Genomic DNA, 22873 nt, shown 5'->3' with positions numbered 1-22873 from the left:
ATAAATAAGACTTTTCCCTAATATAAATTTTTTCATCCATAAATTTTTTCATAAATTTCACAATTTGCTTACAATTCAATTATTGTTATAGTCTATATAAATAAATTACCTTCAGGATCAATTTAAATATTTAATTGATTCTGAAGGTAACTACATCTTTATTATCTTTTTTAAAATGGTAACTTTCCTTTACCGACAAATTTAATGACTACTTTATCAATATCTAACCCACTTGCTCCAAAGTATAACTTAATATAATGATTTACACCAAAAACAAATCCTAATTCCCTACTTTCAGTAACCCATTCACCTTCTGTTCCCCTAATAGTAATAGTTGATTTTAATGAATTATCGTAATAAATAGAAAGTGGTAATTGAGCTAATGGTCCTTGCTCTGATTTCATTGTTACTTCAACATTATAAAGTCCCATTTCATTTAAAGTTATTCCAAAAACTTCTGAATCACCTTTTTTATTATTAAAATTACTTCCATCTATAATAATATTATTACTATCTTTATCTGCATGATAATAAACAATATCTTCAATTGAAGCTTCATTATCGTCTTCTCCATTAATCTCTTCTAAATCTTCTTCACTTATCAAATTTAATTCATGTAACATAGCTTGTGATTTCATAATAAATTTTAATATATTCTTAGCATTCCTTTGTAAATCACTTCTTTTAACTTCTCCTGCTTCAAACTTTTCCTTAACATTATCATTTTCAGGGTTTTCTAATGAATTTGATACACACATATATAAATCATTTTGTGCTATTACCATAGGAGCCTTATTTTCTCTTGTAGACTTTTCACCTTCAATATTTGCTTCTGCCCACCAATCTGTCATTACTATACCATCAAATCCCCATTCTTTTCGTAAAATAGTAGTGCATAAATCATAGCTTCCTGCTGTCCATATGCCATTTACAGGATTATAAGTAGTCATAACTGAACGTGCTTTGCCTTCTTTAACTGCAATTTCAAAACCTTTTAAATAAATTTCACGAAGTGCTCTTTCTGATACTATTGAATCTACAAATCGCCTTGAAGCTTCTTGGTTATTAGCACAAAAATGCTTAATTGTTGCAGTAGATCCCGCTTCTTGAATACCACTAACTTGAGCTGCACTTATTTTTCCAGTTAATATAGGATCTTCTGATACGTACTCAAAGTTTCTTCCGTTTAATGGATTTCTATGAATATTCATTCCTGGTCCTAAAAGTGAGTCTATTTTATTTTTACATAACTCTATCCCAGTCATTTTATAAAGTTTCTTAACTAAATCAACATTAAATGTACACCCTAATGCAGTACCATTTGGTAATGAAAATGCCTTCGTTCCACAATCCATTCTTATCCCAGAAGGACCATCAGCACAACATGCAACAGGTATTCCAAAACTTCTTAATGATTCAGTAATTCCTCCAAATGCAGCTGCTGTTCCTGGAGTTACCTTCGGACTGCACATTCCCTCTCCTCTAAACATATAAATTAAATCATTATAACTTAACTGCGCTACAAAATCATCTAATTTTACTTTATTTTCAAATACATCACCAAGCTTGTATCCTCTATCCCCTGTATAGATTATTTCTTCCTGGCGGTTTTTAATAATCCTTTCAGTTAGATTAACTTTTCTTACAGGAGCTTCTTCACTTTTTATATTAAATTCATTATTTTCATTTAATGCAGGCTTAATTCTTTTAAAATTAACTGTTGGTGCACAAGCCTCTTCTAAACTTTCTACTATTGTAAATTTTTCATCGTATTGTCCTGACTCTTGAGCACTTCTAACATCTGATCCTATATAGATTTTATATAAACCTTCTTCTAAAACATAACAAGACTTATATCCAGCTACACCACTATCATCATAAGATGCTATATAACTTTTAGGTATATTTATTGTCAACTTTTCACATTTACCAGGCTTAATAATACCCGTCTTCTTAAATCCAACAAGAGATCTTACTGGCTTTCCAAGTTTACCTTGTGGCGCTTCTATATAGACTTGTATAACTTCTTTTCCTGATATATCACCATTATTAGTTACATTTGCTTCAACAATTAACTCATTATGTGTAGATTCAACTAATTTCCCCTTTACCTCAAAGCTTGTATATGATAATCCATATCCAAAAGGATACATAACCTTTTCTTTTGCAAATGTCTCAAAATATCTATATCCTACATAAATATCCTCTTCATAATAATTTTTCTCTGCATCTCCGAAATTTTTAGTAGATGGATAATCATCTATACTTCTTGCAATAGTATCAGTTAACTTTCCACATGGGTTTACCCTACCTGTTAAAACATCAACTACTCCATTTCCACCTTCTTGTCCACCTTGCCAAGCATAAAGTACTGCTGATGGATTATATTCATCTACCCATTGCATATCTATAATATTACCAACATTTAGAATTACTACAGTTCTTTTAAATGCTTGACTAACCTTTTTTATCATATCTTTTTCAATATCTGTTAAAAGATAACTTCCAGCTTCATCTTTGTTATCTTGATCTTCACCAGCAGTACGCCCCACCATAACTAATGCAATATCATTTTCTTTTGATACCCTTAATATATAATCCTCTAATTTCATTTCCTTTTGAGACCAAGGTACTGTTCCCCATCCTTGTCCTTCATCATAAGGATTTTCTTTAATCCACTCGCTATATATTTCTAATAAATCTTCATCTAAAATAATATCCTTTTCATTCCTTAAAGCATCTAATATACTTACTACATATCTTGTATTTACAAGCCCTCCAGAACCCAATCCGCTTTTATAATAATTAAAAGCACTTCGTCCAAAAACAGCTACCTTATCTCCCTTTCTTAATGGAAGGGTATTATTATCATTTTTTAATAATACACAACTTTCTGCCGCAACTTCCCTAGCAAGCCTTGCATACTCCTTTAAATCTAAGCTATATTTTCCCATAATATCCTCCTAAAATAATTCTCATCCTTCATCATTTATATATATTTTTTATATGTTATAAATTTTTAATTGATTCCGATATTATCTCAGCTAAATCTTCAGCCTGAGGAACAAATCCTAACTTATCAATAAATGCATGAGTCATACCTTTATATCTATAACAAGTTACGTCAACCCCAGCATCTTGAAGCTGCTTTGCATAAAATTCTGTTTGAATACGAAGTCCATCAAACTCTGCACCTACTAAAATTGCTTTTGGTAAATTAGTATGTGATTTTGCCATCATAGGACTCACATATGTCTCTTTTATTAAATCAAAACTTGGCAGATAGCTTCTTAGCATTGGATCATTTAAATCTCTACTAGGCCTTCCCAATCCAATTAATGGTCTGACCCTTTCTTCTAACTCCGGAGCAATTTCTATCATATCTTCTGACCACTTATATCCTGGAACACATGCATCTCCTATTGCTACTGCTGGATAAATTAAAACTTGTAATGCAATCATAGGTACTTCTTCATCTCTTGCTTTTAATGATATGGCTGCAGCATAGTTACCACCAGCGCTATCCCCTGCTACTGCAATTTTACTTTTATCTATTCTATATTTTTCAGCATTATCATATATATGCTTTACTGCATAATAATTATCATTTAATCCATTTGGATATGGCTTTTCTGGAGCTAATGAATAATCTACATTAAAGACTAAACAGTTAGCTTTTTCTGCAATCAATTTGCAGAAATTTTCTACTACATATGTAGTTCCTCCAATCCATCCACCACCATGGAAGAATACTAATGCTTTATTATTTTCATTTCTATCTAAATTTCTTGGATAGTAACGCCATAATCCTACTTCATTTCCACTATCAGTAATAGTTTCAAACTTTGTATAAATTTCGGCTGTATTTAAGTTATAATTAGGGAATCCCATACTATCTCTAATCGTTGAAATTACCATATCTAATGTAGGTGCCTCATCACTTCCTATTATTTTATCTACATTTCCTTTTACTTCTTCCAGCTTTTCACTTTTATCATTTCTTCTACTTGCCCAATGTCCATCCATTATTTCCTTTTCACATGGATCTAAATACCCATCTCTTTTTTCTCCAGGACTTGGTTTAAATATTATTTTAACTCCATTATTCTCTATTATATTTACTTCATCTTTTAATACTTCTAAATACTTTTCTGGATATTTTCTCATAAATACTCCCTCCTACCTTTATTACTTTTATTATACCATTAACGTTTACATAGTTCTAAATATTTATATATTAATAATAATATAGTTTATATATGTAAAAAAACTGGACTACAAAGCCCAGTTTTTTATATTATCTAACTTCATTTAAGAACTTTTCAATTCTCTTTAAAGCTTCCATTATATTTTCCATAGATGATGCATAGCATGCTCTAATAAATCCTTCACCACATTCACCAAATGCATTTCCTGGAACTGCTAGTACCTTTTCTTGTAGTAATAACTTTTCACAGAATTCATCAGATGTCATTCCTGTTGACTTAATACATGGAAATACATAAAAAGCTCCTAATGGTTCAAAACAATCTAATCCAAGCTTCCTAAATCCATCAACTAAAACTCTTCTTCTTCTATTGTATTCTTTCACCATTTTACTAACACTTTCATCACCATTCTTTAATGCTTCAATTGCTGCAAATTGTGCGGTTGTAGGTGAACACATTATTGCATATTGATGAATTTTTTTCATGGCATCTAAAAGAATGTGATGTCCACAAACATATCCAAGTCTCCATCCTGTCATAGCATAAGATTTTGAAAATCCATTTATAACAAGTGTTTTATCCTTAATTTCTGGGAAACTTGCTATAGATACATGTGGCTTATCATAAGATAATTCTGCATAAATTTCATCAGAAATAACTATTACATCCTTATCTTTTAAAACTTCCACTAATGGAGCTAATTCTTCTCTTGTCATTATTGCTCCTGTTGGGTTATTAGGAAATGGAATTATAACTACCTTTGTTTTTTCAGTAATTGCTTCTTCTAACTCTTGTGCTGTTAACTTGAAGTCATTTTCTGCTTTAAGATTTATTATCTTTGCTGTTGCTCCAGTAAATGCAGTACATCCTTTATATGCAACAAAGCTTGGTTCTGGAATAATTACTTCATCTCCAGGTCCTGTTAATGCTCTTAATGCAATATCAATACCTTCACTACCACCAACAGTAACTAAAATCTCATCCTTAGGATTATACTTTAAATCAAATTTTCTATATAAATACTTAGCTATTTCTTCTCTAAGTTCTATAAATCCAGCATTAGAAGAATAATGAGTATCACCCTGCTCTAAAGAGTATATTCCTGCTTCTCTAACATTCCAAGGTGTAACAAAATCTGGCTCTCCTACCCCTAAAGATATTACACCTTCCATTTCATTTACTATGTCAAAATATTTTCTTATACCTGAAGGAGGCATTTCTCTAACTTCTTTTCTTATCATATTTTCTAGCATCATATAAATATTACCTCCCTATTAGAAGCTTTCTTTTCTTTAAATATAGTTCCATGATCTTTATATTTCTTTAATACAAAATGAGTTGCTGTACCTATTACATTATCTTGAACTGCTAATTTTTCTGATACAAACATTGCAACTTCTTTCATTGTTTTTCCTTCTACTATAACCGTTAAATCAAATCCTCCTGAAGACATTAAATAACATGCTTTAACCTGATCAAAGTTATATATTCTTTCAGCTACCTTATCAAAACCTTCTCCTCTTTGAGGTGTTATCTTAACTTCAATTAATGCAGTAACTGTTTCTTTCCCTGTATTTTCCCAGTTTATTAGTGTTGTATATCCTGCAATTATGCTTTTTTCTTCATAGTCTCTAATTGCTTCCCTAACTTCTTCTACTGTTTTACCTGCCATAACAGCTATTTGTTCATCAGTATACCTACTGTTTTGCTCTAAAATCTCTAAAATTTCTTCCATGATAAACCCTCCTTAAATAGTTAGTAGTTTAGAGTTATTAGTTAATGTTAAAACTCCTTAAGGAGTTTCTAAAATATATTTTAAAATCTGCATTAGCAGATTTTATTCCTTTACTATTAACTATTAACTAAAAAAAAAGCTTCGTCCTTCTACAAAATAGAAGGGACGAAGCTATAAAATTCCGCGGTACCACCCTAATAAGTAAATTGCTTTACTCACTCAGTAAAATATAAATTAATCCAACTCTTTTCTATAACTAAGAGTTCTAAACTCGTCTTGCCAAATTTCATATATAATCTTCTGAAAACTTGGAGACACATTCATATTTTATTCCTTATAACGTTAGGAAATACGACTTTGCCTACATTAAGAAAATTCTTAGTTCTCAACAAAGCGATTCAAAGGCTGCTTCTTAAAAGTATTATTACTAAGTTTCACCATACCTTAGCTCTCTAAAAATAATAGCTTAAAATACTCTTCCTTATCATAATCTTTAACTATAATATTAAATAATATTTTACTAAAAGTTTAAGAACTTCTTAAAAAAATTCAAAATCTTCAATTTAAGAAATTAAACTTTCTTTTTTATCTAAAATATTAAGATGTTTCTTTATAATATTATCTATTATATCCTTTTTTAAGTCAATAATAAAACTCTATAATTCACTTTAAATTTTACCATTTACTAACTTAACCTAACTTTCTTTATAATAGTTCACCCCTTCATATCCTAATCTTTCTTCTTGTTTTTCTAATCTCATTTTATATTCTTCCCAATTTCTATTTTCTTTAGGAGTCCACCCTATTTCTGCATATCCAAGTAGTCTTGGATATATCATATAGTCCATTTGTTCTTGTGTAGAAATTGTTTCAGTCCATAAAGGCGCTTCTAATCCTAAAGCCAAATTCTTTGGTGCATAATCTGTTACATCCCATTTATATGCTGTTTCTACTGGAATATACCCTGCCCAATCAAGTCCATATGGTGTTTTTTCATTATATTTCATATCTAAATAAGTTTTACTTGCAATTGATACTATTATTTTCATATTCTTCTTTACAGCTTCTTCATTAGAATCTTTCCAATTTTGTAGTATTACACTTGAATTTATTTCTGGAGATGTATCTATTGGATCCCAACCTATTGGTGTCTTCCCATACTTTTGAGCTATTTTAGCAACCCTTCCTACAAAATAATCATAATCTTCTTTTTTAGTATTAAGGGCTTCATCTCCACCTATTTGAATATATTTAGAAGGTGATATTTGAACGACTTCTTTTATTACATCCTCTATAAATTCATAAGTTTTTTCACTATGCGCCATGAATGAGCTAAATCCTACATCAGTTCCTGTATATAAAGGAGCCTTTTTACCATTAGGATTTAAAAATCCATAAGAAGCTAACGCTGCATTAGTATGCCCTGGCATATCAAACTCAGGAACTATTTCAACATATCTTTGCATAGCATAACTAACAATATCCTTAAATTGTTCTTGGGTATAATATCCTCCTGGACCTCCACCAACTTCTGTACTTCCACCTATAAGAGTTAATTCTGGATATTTTTTAATTTCTAATCTCCATCCTTGATCATCACTTAAGTGTAAATGTACTCTATTTATCTTATATTGTGCTGCTAAATCTATTTGTCTCTTAATTTCATCTACAGTAAAAAAATGCCTTGCAACATCAATCATTAATCCTCTATAGTTATAAACTGGTTTATCATTAATTATTGATGCTGGAATAGTCCATTCTACATTATTAACTACTGTACTATTAGCAATTTGTGCTGGTAACATTTGTCTTAATGTTTGTACCCCTCTTGATATTCCCTCTGGTTTATATGCTGATATTTTAACTATTTTAGGAGTAGCTAATATATTATATCCCTCTACTCCAAGTTCAGGATTTGCATTAATTGTAGTTAAGTAAATACTACCTTCTGGTGGATTATCCCCTTTTATAATATTTAATTCAAACCCAGTAGCTGCACTTAACTTTTCTCTAAGAAAATCAGCTATCCATCGTATCGCTTCTGTTTCTTCATCAGTAATTCCTTTAACATAAATTGAAGTATCCCTAGTCAAAATAAACCTTCCTTGATTAGTTTCAATACTTATTGGTTTTGGAATAATACTAATTTTATCTGCACTTCCTTCTTCGCTAAATGTCTCTTTAGCCAAATATTTTTCATTATCTAAATCTTCTTCTACTTTTATTGTACCAAAAGTAGTAACTGTTATTATTACTATAAGAACTAATGCAATATAAAAATGAGGAACTTTTTTTCTTTTCATCTTTTGTTCACATCCTTAAATAATATTCTAAAATTCACCAAAATGATTACATTTAATTTAGTTGATTAAACCAACTTAAAATCTTTAATTTACATATAATGTACTTGCTAGATAAATAGTAGAATGAATTTTCTTTTAATTAGTATCTTTCATAAATTTTATTATTTGCCATTTTTTTAATATTAATTCTTATAACCAATAAAAAAACTGCTAATATTCTCTTCAATATTAGCAGTACCTTACTCTATAACAGATTTTTTGCAAATTCCATATTATTAAACTCATTTCTCTTTATGTATGCTAAAGCATCAATTAAAAATACTTTATGATGTTCTATAGTCTTTGAAAACACTTGTATAAATCCAACTATTTCCCCTTTATTATTATCATATCCATTTAAATATAATCCAACTAAATAAAATTTCATAAAAGCTACTCTCATCAATAACATTATATAGCTATCAAATGGTGTTAATACCTCATTAAATGGGAACATATTATTATAAATAAAATTAACTAAGTAATTTTCAAATATATAATTATATTCATTTTCTATAATTTCCTCATATTCTTCAAAAGCTTTTATATATATAAGTGAATTTTCATTTATGGATTTATCATTTTCAATCTTATATCCTTCTAGCATTTCTTTTGTATACTTTTTAAATGTAATACTTTCAACTTCTTTATCTACTTTTAAAATCTTAAGCATCTTTATAAAAAAATTCATTTGTATAATATAATTCATATTATCATTCCCTAGTAGTGAATTTATATCAGCACTTGAATATTCTTTAGCCACTTTTCTAATATCATATTTGCTTATAAATTTAGCTACATCATCTAAATTATTATTAAACTTATCCTCAAGATTATTTATAAAATCGCCTAAAATATATAATCTTTCATTTAACCTAAAGTCTCTATTTTGAATTATATCTATACAAAAATCCCTTATTTCTTTAAAGTATTTTAAAGATGTACTTTTAACTTCCTTTAAGTTTGTATCTATTTGTGCCGATATTATATGTTTCCCTAACTCATCTTCTTTACTTGTAAATTTTATTCCTTCTTCATTTAATAAAACAAGCCTTGCAGCTTCTGGACATGCTACATCAAGTGACATTTCATAAGTATCATCTATTTTATTAGTTACTCTTGGGAAACATGTACAAACATTTGAAAGATAGTCTTCACCTAAGTTCGAATGAATAACACAATAATTTTCTTCATCTAAGAATGGACATCTCTTATCCTTTTTTAATTTAACTATTCCATAATCAACATCTTCACTACTACATCTTTCATTATTTTGAACATTCTTTTGAAACATTCTCTTCATCTCTGGATCTTTGACTTTAAAATACTTTTTAAATGTTATTTTATCTATATCAATATTCCAACCAATGCAACAACTATCTTCACATTTTCCTCCTATGCATTTGAATTCTTCAAAATATCTTGGATATCTCTTTTTAATATTTTTCACCATTGTTTACTTCCTTTAAACTTTCTCTATAATAATCTCATTATAAAGTTAATTAACATTTTCCTAAACGTTCTTTATCATTAATTAAATTATTTCCAATATTAATACCATTATATCAAACTTTTTATAGTTATCTATAAATTATCCTAACCTAACATTTATCTTATAATATAAAAGGCATGTAATTTATACTTTAAATTACACGCCCTTCAAGCTTATCAATTAAATATATTCATCCCTATAAATTTCATAAGGCCTTGATGAATATACCCTATAAACTACTTGTCCATTAAATTCTATCATATCCTTAGCTCTTTCCCTTATCCAAGGCTCACTTACCATATCTAAGACTATATTTTTACTAAACCATCCAACCTCAGTACTTTCTTCACTTCCCCTTAGCTCTCCTCCAACCTTTTCTGCTAAAAAATCAAATATTACTTTAGTCGGTACAAATGTTTCATTATCCCATCCTAAATATGATTTTGTGTTAGAATAAACTCCAGCAAGCTTCTTAACACTAATTTTTATCCCAGATTCCTCTAATACCTCTCTAGTTATTCCCTCAATTAAATCTTCTCCATTTTCAATTTGTCCACCTGGAAATTCCCATCCCCTATGTGGATTCTTAACCAATAAAACCTCATCTTTTTCATTAGTAACCAATGCTCCTGCAGCTACTATATGTGTTGGAAATACCATAGTCTCTACGCCCTCCTTTACTACCTCTTCTAAACTTTCCTTAATAAACTATAAAAAGATTATTACACTTTACAAATCTATTATATAACTACTAACTAAAATATCTTTACACAAAATTTGTACAATTAATGATAAATTAAAAATTAGAGAAAGTATATTAACAAATTATAATTTAAAATAATATTACTATTATTTCTAAACCTAAAAATGCTGAATCATAAATTAAAATATGATTCAGCATTTTATAGTTATTTACTAGTTTTAATCTTAACTCTTCCCCACATCATAGTTAGTAATATACCACCTAAAATTGCAATTAAATGAGCTATTATATAATTAATATATCCATTATTTGCTGGATTAACTATTGCAAACCCTGGTACTGCAGTGGTACCAAAACCTATTGCAGTTAACTTACTTATATAAATATATCCTCCAGCTAATGCAGCTGCTATGCATCCACAAACTAATGGATACTTATTTCTTAAAGTAACACCAAAAATTGCTGGTTCTGATATACCGAATAATGTTGATGTAAATGCTGGAATACACATTTCTCTTGCTTTTACATTCTTCCAATGTAATGCTAAATATCCTAACACTGCTCCTCCTTGAGCAACAACTGCTACTGAGAATATTGGATTTAAGAAGTTTACTCCTGTATCAACCAATAATTGACTTTCTATGGCTCCAAATATATGATGTAATCCTGTTATTACAATAATTTGATGTAATCCTGCAAATATCATATATCCAAAAACACCTAAGTTTGTAGTAGCCCAAACTAATGTTGTAGTAATTAGGCTTGCTAATGTACGTCCAATAGGCCCAATTATAGTAAATAATAATAATGCTGAAACAAAAACTGTAAGCATTGGAGAAACTAATAATTTAACACTGTTTGCAACCTTCTTTTCAAATAATTTATCAAAATAAGCTACAACGGCTCCCATCATTAATGCAATAATAACTCCACCTTGGAATCCAACTAATTGTATTTTTAATCCTAACACACTAATTGTTTCTGGTATAATAGTTCCTTGTGCTGCTGAATAAGCATCTGTTAATTTTGAATTAAGCATTATAGCACCTATAACAAGTCCTAATACTGGTCTACCACCATATCTTTTTGTCGCTGAGTAAACAACTATTAATGGTAAAATATCAAATACACTTGATGATACTATTGATATAAATCTATTTATTCCTTCAAGCCAAGGCCACATTTCAACTACAGATTGATCACCAAAGATACCTTGTTGTCCTAACAAACCTGATAATCCTAATAATAGAGCAGCTGCAAGAATTGCCGGCATTATTTCTATAAATACATCTGAAATTGATTTAATTCCTTTTTGAAATATATTTTGCTTTTCAGCCGATTTAGTCTTTATGTCTGAAAGGGACATATTTTGCATATTAGTCACTTTTGCAAACACCTCATATACTTCATTAACTAATCCTGCTCCAAAAATTATTTGAAGTTGATCTCCAACCATAAATACTCCCTTAGCCATATCTACTTCATCTAAAGCCTTCATATTTATTTTACTATCATCATCTAAAACAATTCTAAGCCTTGTTGCACAATGTGCTACCCCTTTAATATTCTCTTTACCACCAATATTCTTAATAATTTCATTAGTGATATTTATATATCTTTCATTTTTACTAATAACCTTACTCATTACAAATTCCCCCTTAACTAACAATCCTAAATATCCATTTTTTGCTATAAAAATCTTGCTTTACTCTTTCAATTGTTATACCGACATTCATAAGCTCATCGCCAGCAAATATCTCGCCTGTTTCAACATCCTTATATAAATATTCTGGATTTAACCCTTTAAATTTTATAATTCTAATTTGAGCTGCTGGTAAAGATAAAACCTTTACGTATGTAGCAACAAACTGTGTCTTATCTTTTGAAACAATATTCCATGCTGATTCATTTCCATCAAAAGGATTAAATATTCTATATAAATCACCAAATTGAATTATTTCTCTTATATCCTTATATTCTTTTATTTGATCTTTAACTATTTCCTTTTCTTCTTCAGTTAATTTAGTTAAATCTAATTCATATCCAAAATTTCCAGCCATAGCTACATTTCCTCTTGTTTCAAGTGGTGTTATTCTTCCAACCTGATGATTGGCTACTGTTGATACATGACATCCCATAGTTATTGGCGGATATGCTAAACTAGTCCCATATTGTATTTTAGTTCTGCAAATAGCATCAGTATTATCACTTACCCATGTTTGTGGCATATAATAAAGCATTCCTGGATCAAATCTCCCTCCCCCACTTGAGCAGCTTTCAAATAATATATCAGGAAATCTACTAGTTATTCTCTCCATAACCTCATATAATCCTAACATATATCTATGGCTTGTTTCTTCTTGTCTTTCTGCCGGTAATAACGCTGAACCTATATCCGTAATATGTCTATTCATATCCCATTTAACATAAGTTATTGGTGCTGAATCTAATATATTGCATACTGATTCAACTATATAATCACAAACATCTTTTCTAGATAAATCTAAAACTAATTGTCCTCTTCCCATTGTATATGGTCTATTTGGTACATGAATGCACCAATCCGGATGCTCTTTATATAAATTGCTTTCAATAGAAATCATTTCTGGCTCAAACCATAACCCAAACTCCATTCCCATATCTACAATCTTATTTGCAATCCCTTCTATTCCATTAGGTAATTTTCTTTTATCTACTATCCAATCTCCTAAAGAAGTATTATCATCATCTCTTTTTCCAAACCATCCATCATCAAGAACAAAAAGTTCCATTCCAAGTTCTTTACCCTCTTCTGCTATTTTAATAATCTTATCTTCATTAAAATCAAAATAAGTAGCTTCCCAATTATTTATCAATATAGGCCTAATCTTATGCTTAAAATTTCCTCTACATAGATTTTCTGTATATAAATTATGGAACTTTCTTGACATTTCTCCTATTCCTTTATTGGAGTAAATCATTACAACCTCTGGTGTTTGAAATTCCTCACCTTGCTTTAATAACCAAGAAAAATCAAATGGATTAATTCCCATAGCAACCCTTGTATTTCTATATTGGTCAACTTGTACCTGTGCGGTAAAGTTCCCACTATATACAAAATTAAATGCATAAACCTCTCCAGAGTCCTCATTAGTATCTTTTCTAACTAATGCAACAAATGGGGCTTGATGAGGACTACTTGCTCCTCTAGTACTCTCTACCATTTGAATTCCTGATACTATTTTTCTTCTTTCAATATTTTTCTCATTATTATGAGCTCCATATAAAGTAATCATTTCAAAATCATCATCTCTAAAATCAATACTCATACTTAATGCTCTTAAAAGTCTTAAGTCCTCTACCCCTTCATTAATGAATTTAACACTTCTTGTTATTACATCTAGCTCATTAAATATAGAATAAGTTAATATTACTTTTAATCCTATTATTTTATCTTCTAAATATATTTCTAAAGTATCACACTCATCATCATTCCCATAAGTTGCAGGTAAGCCTATTAATTCCTTTTTTCCTTTAAATACTTTATATCCTAAATATCTTAAATCTGAGATTCTTGTCCCATTTTCTAGTTTAATTTGATATGCTGGAATTCTAAAGTCACCATTACCAAATCCCTGATACTCTTGTGGTATTGTATCTAAAGAAAAAGTTCTATCTTTATCATATGGATTTGGTGAAAACCCCCTATCTAAATAAATAATCTTATTACTTCCTCTATATTCGTTTACCTTTGAACCATAATATAAATGAGCTAAATATCCACCATCTAAAACTTGCATAATGTAGCTTGTATTTTTTCCTTGTATATGGAACAAATATTTTTTATCATCTATCTTAATCCCCATACTTTCTCTCTTTCTTCATATCTTATTTTTTTCCTTGAACTTATTGTAAACCTTTTTAAAATATATTAATATGGAATTATGTGGACAAAACCTATGATTTTTGTGACTAAATATTTAATTCTGGAGGATATTATGGCCTTTAATTTTTCCTATAGAAACCCTTACGATAATATTGAATTAAATCTTTATACTTGTGGACATGAAGCTTGTAAAAGCTTGCATTCATATGGACCTGCTATACGAAGTGGTTATTTAATTCATATAGTTTTAAGAGGTAAAGGAACTTATAAAATTAATAATACTGAATATACATTATCTGCTGGAGATGCTTTTTTAATCTATCCTAATGAACTTATATATTATGAGGCTGATAAAGATCATCCATGGGAATATATTTGGGTTGGACTTGTTGGTACTAAGGTTTGTGATTATTTAAATAAAACATCAATCTCTAAGTCAAATCCTATATTTACTATAAGAAATGATAGCTCATTGATAAGTTCTATTAACTCTATAATTGATAGTACTAAAATTGATGCTAATAAAAATTTAAAAATATTATCCACACTATATAATTTTCTTTTTGTATTATTAAATGAATTTCCTAATACATCAAATAATAATAAAAATACTCAACAAACTTATTTAGATGAAGCATTACTATATATTCAATTAAATTTTCACGATAATATTTCTATCATTGATATTGCAACTCATCTATCTATTGATAGATCTTATTTACATAGAATTTTTAAAAAGAATTTAAATATATCTCCACAGGAATATATTTTAAACTTAAGATTAGAAAAAGCTGCTGAATTATTATCAACAACTTCTTTAACTATAGGAGATATATCACGTTCTGTAGGTTATAATGATACTATGCTATTTTCTAAAACTTTTAAAAAACATAATGGCTGTACACCTTCTTTATATAGAAAATTTAACAATCATATCTAGAGTATTTCTACTAGCTATGATTGTTAAATCAAATATTTAATGAAATTATGAAATAAATTACGTATTAAATACACTTTTTCTTATAACTCAACTTGAACTTTAATTCTTAATATTGCTTCTTAATTAGTGCTTATTTCATTTTATGCATGAGATAATGCTGGAAACATTAGATAATCATCTTTAAAAATATTTTCTGTATCCTTCAAAATAAATAAAGTATCATTATCATCATCCAATATACTTTTCTCATATCCATTTGTATTAATAGGTGTAAACCCTAAATTCACTTTTTTAGTTTTACTGTCCATTAAAACATTTATTACTTTATCTAAATCAAAGCTTCTATCACAAAATACATCATTAATATTTAATACATCATCTTCATACTCACAAATTGCAATTACATTATATTCTTTAACATAATAAATACATTCTTTTAAAAATCCTAAACAATAGAACATAATTAAATTCTTATTATCTTCAACATAGAGTTTAGAATTTATTATACTATTATCAAGAATACCTTCCAATATCTTTTTATCTTCCTCATTATCAATATTTAATTTTCTATTATTAATATTAGTAGCTTCTTTAGCTTTACTTATTGAATACTGATATTCGTTGACTTTTTCAAACCCAAACTTAGGATAAAAGTTCAATACCGTATCATTTGCTGATAAATAAATACAATCACTTTTTTCTTTATATTCACTAATTATTTTTTCAATTAAATATCTTGATAAGCCTCTATTTCTATATTCATCATCAGTCATTACTGTCCCTATTTGAATATAGTTTTTCTTTTTACCTAAAACATTCATTTTCATAATACTTACAGATGCATTTGCTATTAATTTATCTCCATCTAATAATGAATATGGAACATATCCTTTTCCCCAATAACCGGCTTCATACCATTCCTTAAAGTTAAATCCATAAGTTTTATCAGTTAAATCATTTAATCCTTCTCTTAACTTTTCATTATCTCTATAATCTTTTACAAAAGTATATTCTTTATTACTAATTAATACTTTCCCATTCATTTTCTCACTCCCCCTATTATATCCCCTACAAGTATTTTATTTTAATATTATTCATAAACATACCTATATTATTTTTAATAAAAAAAGTTGAGCCATACTACTTAACTATTACTCAACCTTATCACTATATTATATATTCTTTTTTAAACGGCCTTAAAAATACTGCTTGTCTTCTCTGATATTGATACCTTTTCAATTTTATACCCCTTTTCATCAAGTACATTAAAAGCTATATAATCAATCATATCAGTAATTTCATCATCATATACTAGCTTATATGAAATCTCATACTCAAAATGAATATATCCATCATTTTGTGTTTCACTAGTTTTTGTAATATTAATATCTGTAACATCACTTACCTCTGATATAACACTGCTATATATAGTAAATGTTCTATTAGCTATCAATAAATCAAAAGCATCATCTGTAAGATATTCACTAAATATTGATTTGAAAGCTTCAATAAGTTGATCTGGCTCATCAACACTTACTATATTTTTATAAGTATCATATGATACCAATTTCCTAATGAAACTTTCTACATTTTGCTCTTTTGATGAATTACTACATCCCACTAATAATCCTATTGTTACAATACATAAAAATAAATATTTAATTCTTTTCCTCATTTTTCTTCTACCCCTAATATAGTATTTTATCTATAATTTTTAAAAATTGAGCCATAAACTCCATTATGACTCAAAATTATATCCTATCTAATTTGTTTATATTGATTTAGTATTATTTATATATCTTTCTTTATTTATCATTTAATTCTTTATCTAAATTTTTAACTTCATTCATTGCTTCTTCATACTTCTTTGCCTTAGCATTTGGATTTCTTCGTAATATTTTTATTGACTTTATATACACATTATTTTCAGTATTATGAATTCTACTTTCATGTATCCTTAATTTATTAATATAATCTTTAAATTCTAACTTTAAATGCTCAGTATCTTCTGAACCCCTGAAAGGTACACCCTCAAGTTTATCCATATACAATGATATTTTTTCAGATAAATCTCTGATTTTTTCTTCAGTTATAGATAAATTTTTTCTTATAATAGCTTCTATATACATTGCCTTTTTTGTCTTTTTCTCAATCTTCTTTTCTTGTTTAATTTCAAGTTTATCAAGTATTCTTCCTTGTAAATCCTTGATATCTTCATTAATAAAGGCTTCAACAATTTCTAATCTCTTTTTTATAACACTTACAGTTTCATTTCTTTCAGTTATTTTAACTAATACATTCTTTAAATTAATTGCTTCATTAAATGATTGGACTGCATCAACGGTAATAAAAATAGTAGCTAAATAAGCTATTATCTCAGAAATTTGATTTGGTATCATTACAACTAAATTAGCTATTTTAGGATTAGCTATCTTTACCAAAAGCACTGAAAATATTCCCCAAGCCAAAGATGATAATAAACATATATGCCCATTAATATTAAATGGTTTATCACTATAATCCCAATATCTAACATGAAATATTCTTTCCATTAACTCTCCAGTAATATATTCTAATATAGTTGCTGCAATCATCCCTATAATAAATATTAAAAAAGTATTATTTTTTACTGTTAGAGTTGAAACTAATACAACTATTGCTCCTGAACCATAAATAGGCAGTAGAGGGCCTTTTAAAAAACCTCTATTTATCCATTTACGCTTTTTTAATGAAACATAGCATGATTCCCATATCCATCCTGCAAAGCAATATAAATAAAATAATAAAAGCCATTGGTGTATTGTGTACAATATACCTCCTCCTCTTTTCCTTTTTATACCATATTAACATATATTGTATTATAATAAAAATAAAAAAATTGCCTATAGTATAAATTTAACTCTTTATTTTATACTATAGGCATTTAAAAACCTTATATTACTTAATTCTATACATTATAGCTTCATATGGTTTCAAAGTTAAATTTTCTAATAAAGTACTTGAATCCTTGTAATTGCTTAATAAAATTTCACAGTGATTAAAATCTTCCTCAAAATTAAAATTAACTTCCTTATCATAGAAATTACAAACAACTAATATTTTATCACCATTTAATTCTCTAACATATGCAAATATATTATTATCATCCTCACATAATAAAGTATAATCGCCGTAGATTATAGTATCATTATGCTTTCTTATATTTATAAGCTTTTTATAATGATGGAAAATTGAATTTTCATCTTCTAGGCATTGTTTTGCATTTATAACTTCATAATTTTCATTTACAGAAATCCAAGGCTTTCCTGTTGTAAATCCAGCATTTTCTGAATTATCCCACTGCATTGGAGTTCTTGCATTATCTCTTCCCTTAGCATAAATGGACTCCATTATTTCTTCATGGGTATATCCCTTTGAAATTCTATCCTTATACATATTTAAAGATTCAATATCATTATACTCATTAATATCTTCAAATCTTACATTAGTCATCCCTAGCTCTTCGCCTTGATAAATATAAGGAGTTCCCTTCATTCCATGAAGAAGTGTAGCAAGCATTTTAGCACTTAGAACTCTATATTCCTTATCATTTCCCCATCTTGAAACTATTCTAGGAAGGTCATGATTATTCCAGAAAAGACTGTTCCAGCCTTGTCCTTCAAGTTCTGTTTGCCATTTAGATAAAACTTTCTTTAATTCAAGTAATTCTAATGGTTTAAGATCCCACTTTTCCTTTCCTTCAATTTGATCTAATCCTATATGTTCAAATTGGAATACCATGCTTAATTCATGTCTCTCTGGATTTGAGTACATCTTTGCAACTTCTGGAGTCGCTCCCCACGTTTCCCCTACAGTTAACAAATCATTTCCTTCTAAAGCAGCTTTATTCATTTCTTGTAGATAATCATGAAGTTTTGGTCCATTACCTGTTATCATCTTATCTGGAACTTTCCCTATAAGATCTATAACGTCCATTCTAAATCCGCCAATTCCTTTATCAATCCAGAAGTTCATCATTTTATAAACTTCATTTCTTACCTTTTCATTTTCCCAATTTAAATCAGGTTGCTTCTTACTAAATAAATGTAAATAGTATTGACCTGTCGTTTCATCATATTGCCATGCGCTTCCACTAAAGCAAGAACCTAATTCATTTGGCTCATGTCCTTCTACTGGATCTCTCCATATATAATAATCTCTATATTCATTATCTTTAGATTTTTTTGCTTCAATAAACCATTTATGCTCGTCAGAAGTATGGTTAACAACTAAATCCATAAGAATCTTTATTCCTTTTTCATTAGCTTCTTTTAAAAGGTTGTCCATATCTTCCATTGTTCCAAATTCATCCATGATATCACAATAATCACTTATATCATATCCATTATCATCATTTGGCGATTTATAAACTGGACTAAGCCAAATAACATCTATACCAAGGTCCTTTAGATAATCTAATTTTTCTCTAATCCCATTGATATCACCTATTCCATCACCGTTACTATCATTAAAGCTCCTTGGATATATTTGATACACTACTGAGCTATGCCACCATTGTCTTTCCATATTTGTTACCTCCACATTATAAAAACTCAATTCATTTCTTTACATAATTAATTTATCTAATAACTAGCCGTTGTAACATTCCAATCTCTTTACTATGAAAACTATCAACGGATTCGTATCTAGACTAGCTACCCTTTTAGTATAACGAACTCTAACCTTAAGTTGTAATTAAAACTATATCTCAATCTAAGAATTCAGTTTATAATGTGATTATAACTAATAATACTATTATTTTTCTTGCAAAATATAGGCTTTTTTTAACACAATAATGCTATTTATTTTATCTTCTCCTTATCTTTTTAACCTTTCTATAACCTTCTCTAATCTTTTTTTCTTGCTCATCTTTTTTATTATTGCATTAAATTTTTTCATTTGTTAATTACCTCACTAAAATAAGTTTTTCTAAAAAGGTTATTTACTAAATCTTTATTAATAATATCAATGTTCCAACTACAATTAATACTAATCCAAATATTGATTTTTTTGATAATTTTTCTTTTAAAAACACATAAGCAAATAATATAGTTATCAAAATACTAAGCTTATCTATTGGAACAACTATAGAAGCTAGTCCATCTTGTAATGCCTTATAATAACATAACCATGAAGCACCAGTTGCTATTCCTGACAATATTAAAAATAACAAACTTTTCTTATCTATCTTTTTTACATCATTTTGTTTTTTAGTAGCAAAAACAATAATCCATGCCATTATAAGTACGACTATTGTCCTAATTGCCGTTCCTAAATTCGACTCTACATTTTCTATCCCAACTTTACCTAATATAGACGTTAATGAAGCAAACATAGCCGATAATAATGCATATACTAACCAAGCTTTTCCTTTAACTACTTTTTCTACGCTTTCTTTTTTTTGAATCATCAAATAAGTACCAATACCTATACCTATCATCCCAACTACCATGTTTATAGTTATGTTTTCCCCTAAAAAAATAAAGGCTAATACCATTGTTAAGATTGTACTACTTTTATCAATAGGTACTACCTTATTTACATCACCCAATTGCAATGCTTTAAAATAACATAACCATGATGCTCCTGTTGCAAATCCCGATAATATTAAGAATATCAATGTTGTTCCACTTATATCACCTATAGTTCCTTGTGATCCTACTATAAATACCATAATCCATGAAAAAATCAATACTACTATAGTTCTTATTGCAGTAGCAACATGAGAATCAATATCCTTAACCCCTATCTTTGCTAAAATTGATGTTACACCAGCAAAAAATGCAGATCCAAATGCATATAATATCCACATATTTTTATTTCCTTTCTTTGCATAATTCTTATTATAATATTAATCTTATTCTTAACTAAAATTAAAAGAAGTGATATGAAAATTTAATTTCACACACTTCCTTACATCATTTATATATTTTTCAGATTACTTCTTGTGTTTAATCTTATCTCTAGCAAATGTTAATATACTAGCTAATATTATAGAAATAACGGCTGCTATCAAAACCGAAATTTTTGATACACTAAGTTCAACTTCTTCCCCTGCAAAGGCTATCTCTGAAACGAATAATGACATTGTAAATCCTATACCTGCAAGTATTGATACTTCTAATACATCATACCAAGATGAATTCTGTGGTTTATTTGTTATACCTATTAAAGTTCCTAAATATCCAAAAAGCATTATTCCTAATGGTTTTCCAACAACTAACCCTAATATTATTCCTATCATTAAAGGATAATCCTTTGCTAAGTTTAAATTTCCACCTAAACTTATTCCAGTATTAGCAAATGCAAATAAAGGAAGTATTACAAAATTAGAAAATGGTTCAAGTTTGTGCTGAACCTTATAACTTAGATCTTTTTCTCTATCTTTTTCATGTAAAACAGGTATACTAAATGCTAATATTACTCCACTTAATGTTGAATGAATTCCACTATAAAATACAGCCATCCATAATAATAAACCTAATATTAAATATGGATATAGTTTATTCCTTTTATTAAAGAACTTAACACAAAACAAAGCTCCTATTAAAATTAATGAAATAATTATTCCTGAAATTCTTATATGTGAAGAATAAAAAACACCAATTATAATTATAGATAATAAATCATCTACAACTGCTAGGGTAAGTAAAAATAATTTTAATGATAAATTAAGTTTACTTTCAAGTATTGAAAATATTCCTATTGCAAATGCTATATCTGTAGATAACGGTATTCCAGCTCCTATTTCAAATCCACTTTGAAAATTGAATAAAGTAAATATTAATGCTGGTACAACCATTCCTCCAACTGCAGCTAACACAGGAAATGATGCTTCCTTTATACTTGAAAGTTTTCCATATACAAGTTCTCTTTTAATCTCACATCCTACTACTAAGAAAAAAATAGCCATTAAAAAATCATTTATAATCAAATGCAAATTAAACTCTTCTCCAAATTTTAAATCATATAAAATATAATTATAATATGTATCTAATTCTGTATTTGCTAATATTAATGCTAATATTGTAGCTCCCAATAATAAGATTCCTGGAAATGCTTCTGAACTTACTACGCTTTTATAATTTTTTTTACTCTCTTCCATAACTGTACTCCTACTCTATCCTTGTTTTTTTCTTTATTCTTATATTTTGCACAGTTCTTTTATTTTTATCCTTTGTATAATATCATGCCATCCTTTATTAATACCTTTTTATATTTGTTGATTAATTGTATAATTGTATAAAAAAGGAGGATTAGCTAATGTATTTTTTAATTTTAGTAGTTTTTCTTATAGTTGCATTTTTATCACTGAAGAACAATACCAATAGCAATAAAAATCATAACTCTTCTAATCATACTTATGATAATACTCAATTTTCTAATGATAATAGTTATTCATTCTTTGATTCTATTGGTTCCGACTTTCCCCATTGTGATTGCGGATGTGATAACACTTGTGATTGTGATGGTGGATGTGACTAAATAAAATAAGGGGCTGTATCAAAATAAATTTTGATAATAGCCGATAAAAAAAGGAGGGTTCGAA

17 protein-coding genes and 1 other annotated feature are annotated in these 22873 nt (G+C 28.3%); of the genes, 2 read left to right on the top strand and 15 right to left on the bottom strand.

All coding sequences use genetic code 11. The features are described 5' to 3' along the window. Window positions 1–170: 170 nt before the first annotated feature. The 9 genes from I4V63_RS07185 to I4V63_RS07145 all read right to left on the bottom strand — a co-directional run bounded on the left by I4V63_RS07185 (window position 171) and on the right by I4V63_RS07145 (window position 14325). Entirely contained in the window at window positions 171–2954 is a 2784-nt protein-coding gene (locus I4V63_RS07185; protein ID WP_196000616.1) for a glycoside hydrolase family 3 protein, read from the bottom strand. A gap of 55 nt (window positions 2955–3009) precedes the next feature. Continuing rightward, window positions 3010–4167 (bottom strand): alpha/beta hydrolase, encoded by a 1158-nt coding sequence (locus tag I4V63_RS07180; protein WP_196000615.1) that lies wholly within the window; start codon window positions 4165–4167, stop codon window positions 3010–3012. A gap of 130 nt (window positions 4168–4297) precedes the next feature. Continuing rightward, a complete protein-coding gene (locus I4V63_RS07175; RefSeq protein WP_196000614.1) occupies window positions 4298–5464 on the bottom strand; it encodes an aminotransferase class I/II-fold pyridoxal phosphate-dependent enzyme in 1167 nt (388 codons plus the stop codon). Then, a complete protein-coding gene (locus tag I4V63_RS07170; RefSeq protein WP_042397789.1) occupies window positions 5461–5943 on the bottom strand; it encodes an Lrp/AsnC family transcriptional regulator in 483 nt (160 codons plus the stop codon). The genes I4V63_RS07175 and I4V63_RS07170 overlap by 4 nt, the downstream gene beginning before the upstream one ends. Before the next feature lie 158 nt (window positions 5944–6101). Beyond that, window positions 6102–6440: a binding site (T-box leader), on the bottom strand. A 198-nt stretch (window positions 6441–6638) separates the two neighbouring features. Next, window positions 6639–8246 carry a family 20 glycosylhydrolase gene (locus I4V63_RS07165; protein WP_196000613.1) on the bottom strand — a complete coding sequence of 536 codons (1608 nt, stop codon included), beginning with the start codon at window positions 8244–8246 and terminating at the stop codon, window positions 6639–6641. A gap of 244 nt (window positions 8247–8490) precedes the next feature. Next, a complete protein-coding gene (fliB, locus tag I4V63_RS07160) occupies window positions 8491–9738 on the bottom strand; it encodes a flagellin lysine-N-methylase (protein WP_196000612.1) in 1248 nt (415 codons plus the stop codon). Window positions 9739–9957: 219 nt separating this feature from the next. Continuing rightward, the gene (locus I4V63_RS07155) at window positions 9958–10437 is read right to left on the bottom strand and encodes an NUDIX hydrolase (protein ID WP_196000611.1); all 480 of its coding nucleotides are present in this window, start codon (window positions 10435–10437) and stop codon (window positions 9958–9960) included. A 248-nt stretch (window positions 10438–10685) separates the two neighbouring features. After that, on the bottom strand, window positions 10686–12125 hold the full coding sequence (locus tag I4V63_RS07150) for a PTS transporter subunit EIIC (protein WP_196000610.1): 1440 nt from the start codon (window positions 12123–12125) through the stop codon (window positions 10686–10688). A gap of 13 nt (window positions 12126–12138) precedes the next feature. Next, entirely contained in the window at window positions 12139–14325 is a 2187-nt protein-coding gene (locus I4V63_RS07145) for an alpha-galactosidase (protein WP_196000609.1), read from the bottom strand. Window positions 14326–14457: 132 nt separating this feature from the next. On the opposite strand from I4V63_RS07145, the gene I4V63_RS07140 reads away from it, so the two are divergent. Next, window positions 14458–15285 (top strand): AraC family transcriptional regulator, encoded by an 828-nt coding sequence (locus tag I4V63_RS07140; RefSeq protein WP_196000608.1) that lies wholly within the window; start codon window positions 14458–14460, stop codon window positions 15283–15285. A gap of 140 nt (window positions 15286–15425) precedes the next feature. On the opposite strand, the gene I4V63_RS07135 is transcribed toward I4V63_RS07140, so the two are convergent. The 6 genes from I4V63_RS07135 to nhaA form a co-directional block, all read right to left on the bottom strand. Beyond that, window positions 15426–16328 (bottom strand): GNAT family N-acetyltransferase, encoded by a 903-nt coding sequence (locus tag I4V63_RS07135; protein WP_196000607.1) that lies wholly within the window; start codon window positions 16326–16328, stop codon window positions 15426–15428. A gap of 143 nt (window positions 16329–16471) precedes the next feature. Beyond that, window positions 16472–16960 (bottom strand): hypothetical protein, encoded by a 489-nt coding sequence (locus I4V63_RS07130; protein ID WP_196000606.1) that lies wholly within the window; start codon window positions 16958–16960, stop codon window positions 16472–16474. Between the two features lie 130 nt (window positions 16961–17090). Further along, complete coding sequence (locus tag I4V63_RS07125) at window positions 17091–18095, bottom strand: putative ABC transporter permease (protein ID WP_196000605.1); 1005 nt, start codon at window positions 18093–18095, stop codon at window positions 17091–17093. Window positions 18096–18222: 127 nt separating this feature from the next. After that, on the bottom strand, window positions 18223–19851 hold the full coding sequence (locus tag I4V63_RS07120) for an alpha-glucosidase (protein ID WP_196000604.1): 1629 nt from the start codon (window positions 19849–19851) through the stop codon (window positions 18223–18225). Window positions 19852–20269: 418 nt separating this feature from the next. Beyond that, window positions 20270–21136, bottom strand: coding sequence for an EamA family transporter (locus I4V63_RS07115; protein ID WP_196000603.1), 867 nt, complete (start codon window positions 21134–21136; stop codon window positions 20270–20272). Between the two features lie 126 nt (window positions 21137–21262). After that, the gene (gene nhaA / locus I4V63_RS07110) at window positions 21263–22429 is read right to left on the bottom strand and encodes a Na+/H+ antiporter NhaA (protein ID WP_196000602.1); all 1167 of its coding nucleotides are present in this window, start codon (window positions 22427–22429) and stop codon (window positions 21263–21265) included. 158 nt (window positions 22430–22587) lie between these two features. On the opposite strand from nhaA, the gene I4V63_RS07105 reads away from it, so the two are divergent. Continuing rightward, on the top strand, window positions 22588–22809 hold the full coding sequence (locus I4V63_RS07105; protein ID WP_196000601.1) for a hypothetical protein: 222 nt from the start codon (window positions 22588–22590) through the stop codon (window positions 22807–22809). The last annotated feature ends 64 nt before the right edge of the window (window positions 22810–22873 follow it).

This window comes from Clostridium sp. 1001271B_151109_B4 (assembly GCF_015670405.1).
Taxonomy (GTDB): Bacteria; Bacillota; Clostridia; order Clostridiales; family Clostridiaceae; genus Clostridium.
The sequence above is the reverse complement of the archived record's forward strand: the minus strand, read 5'-3'. Positions and strand labels throughout refer to the sequence as shown.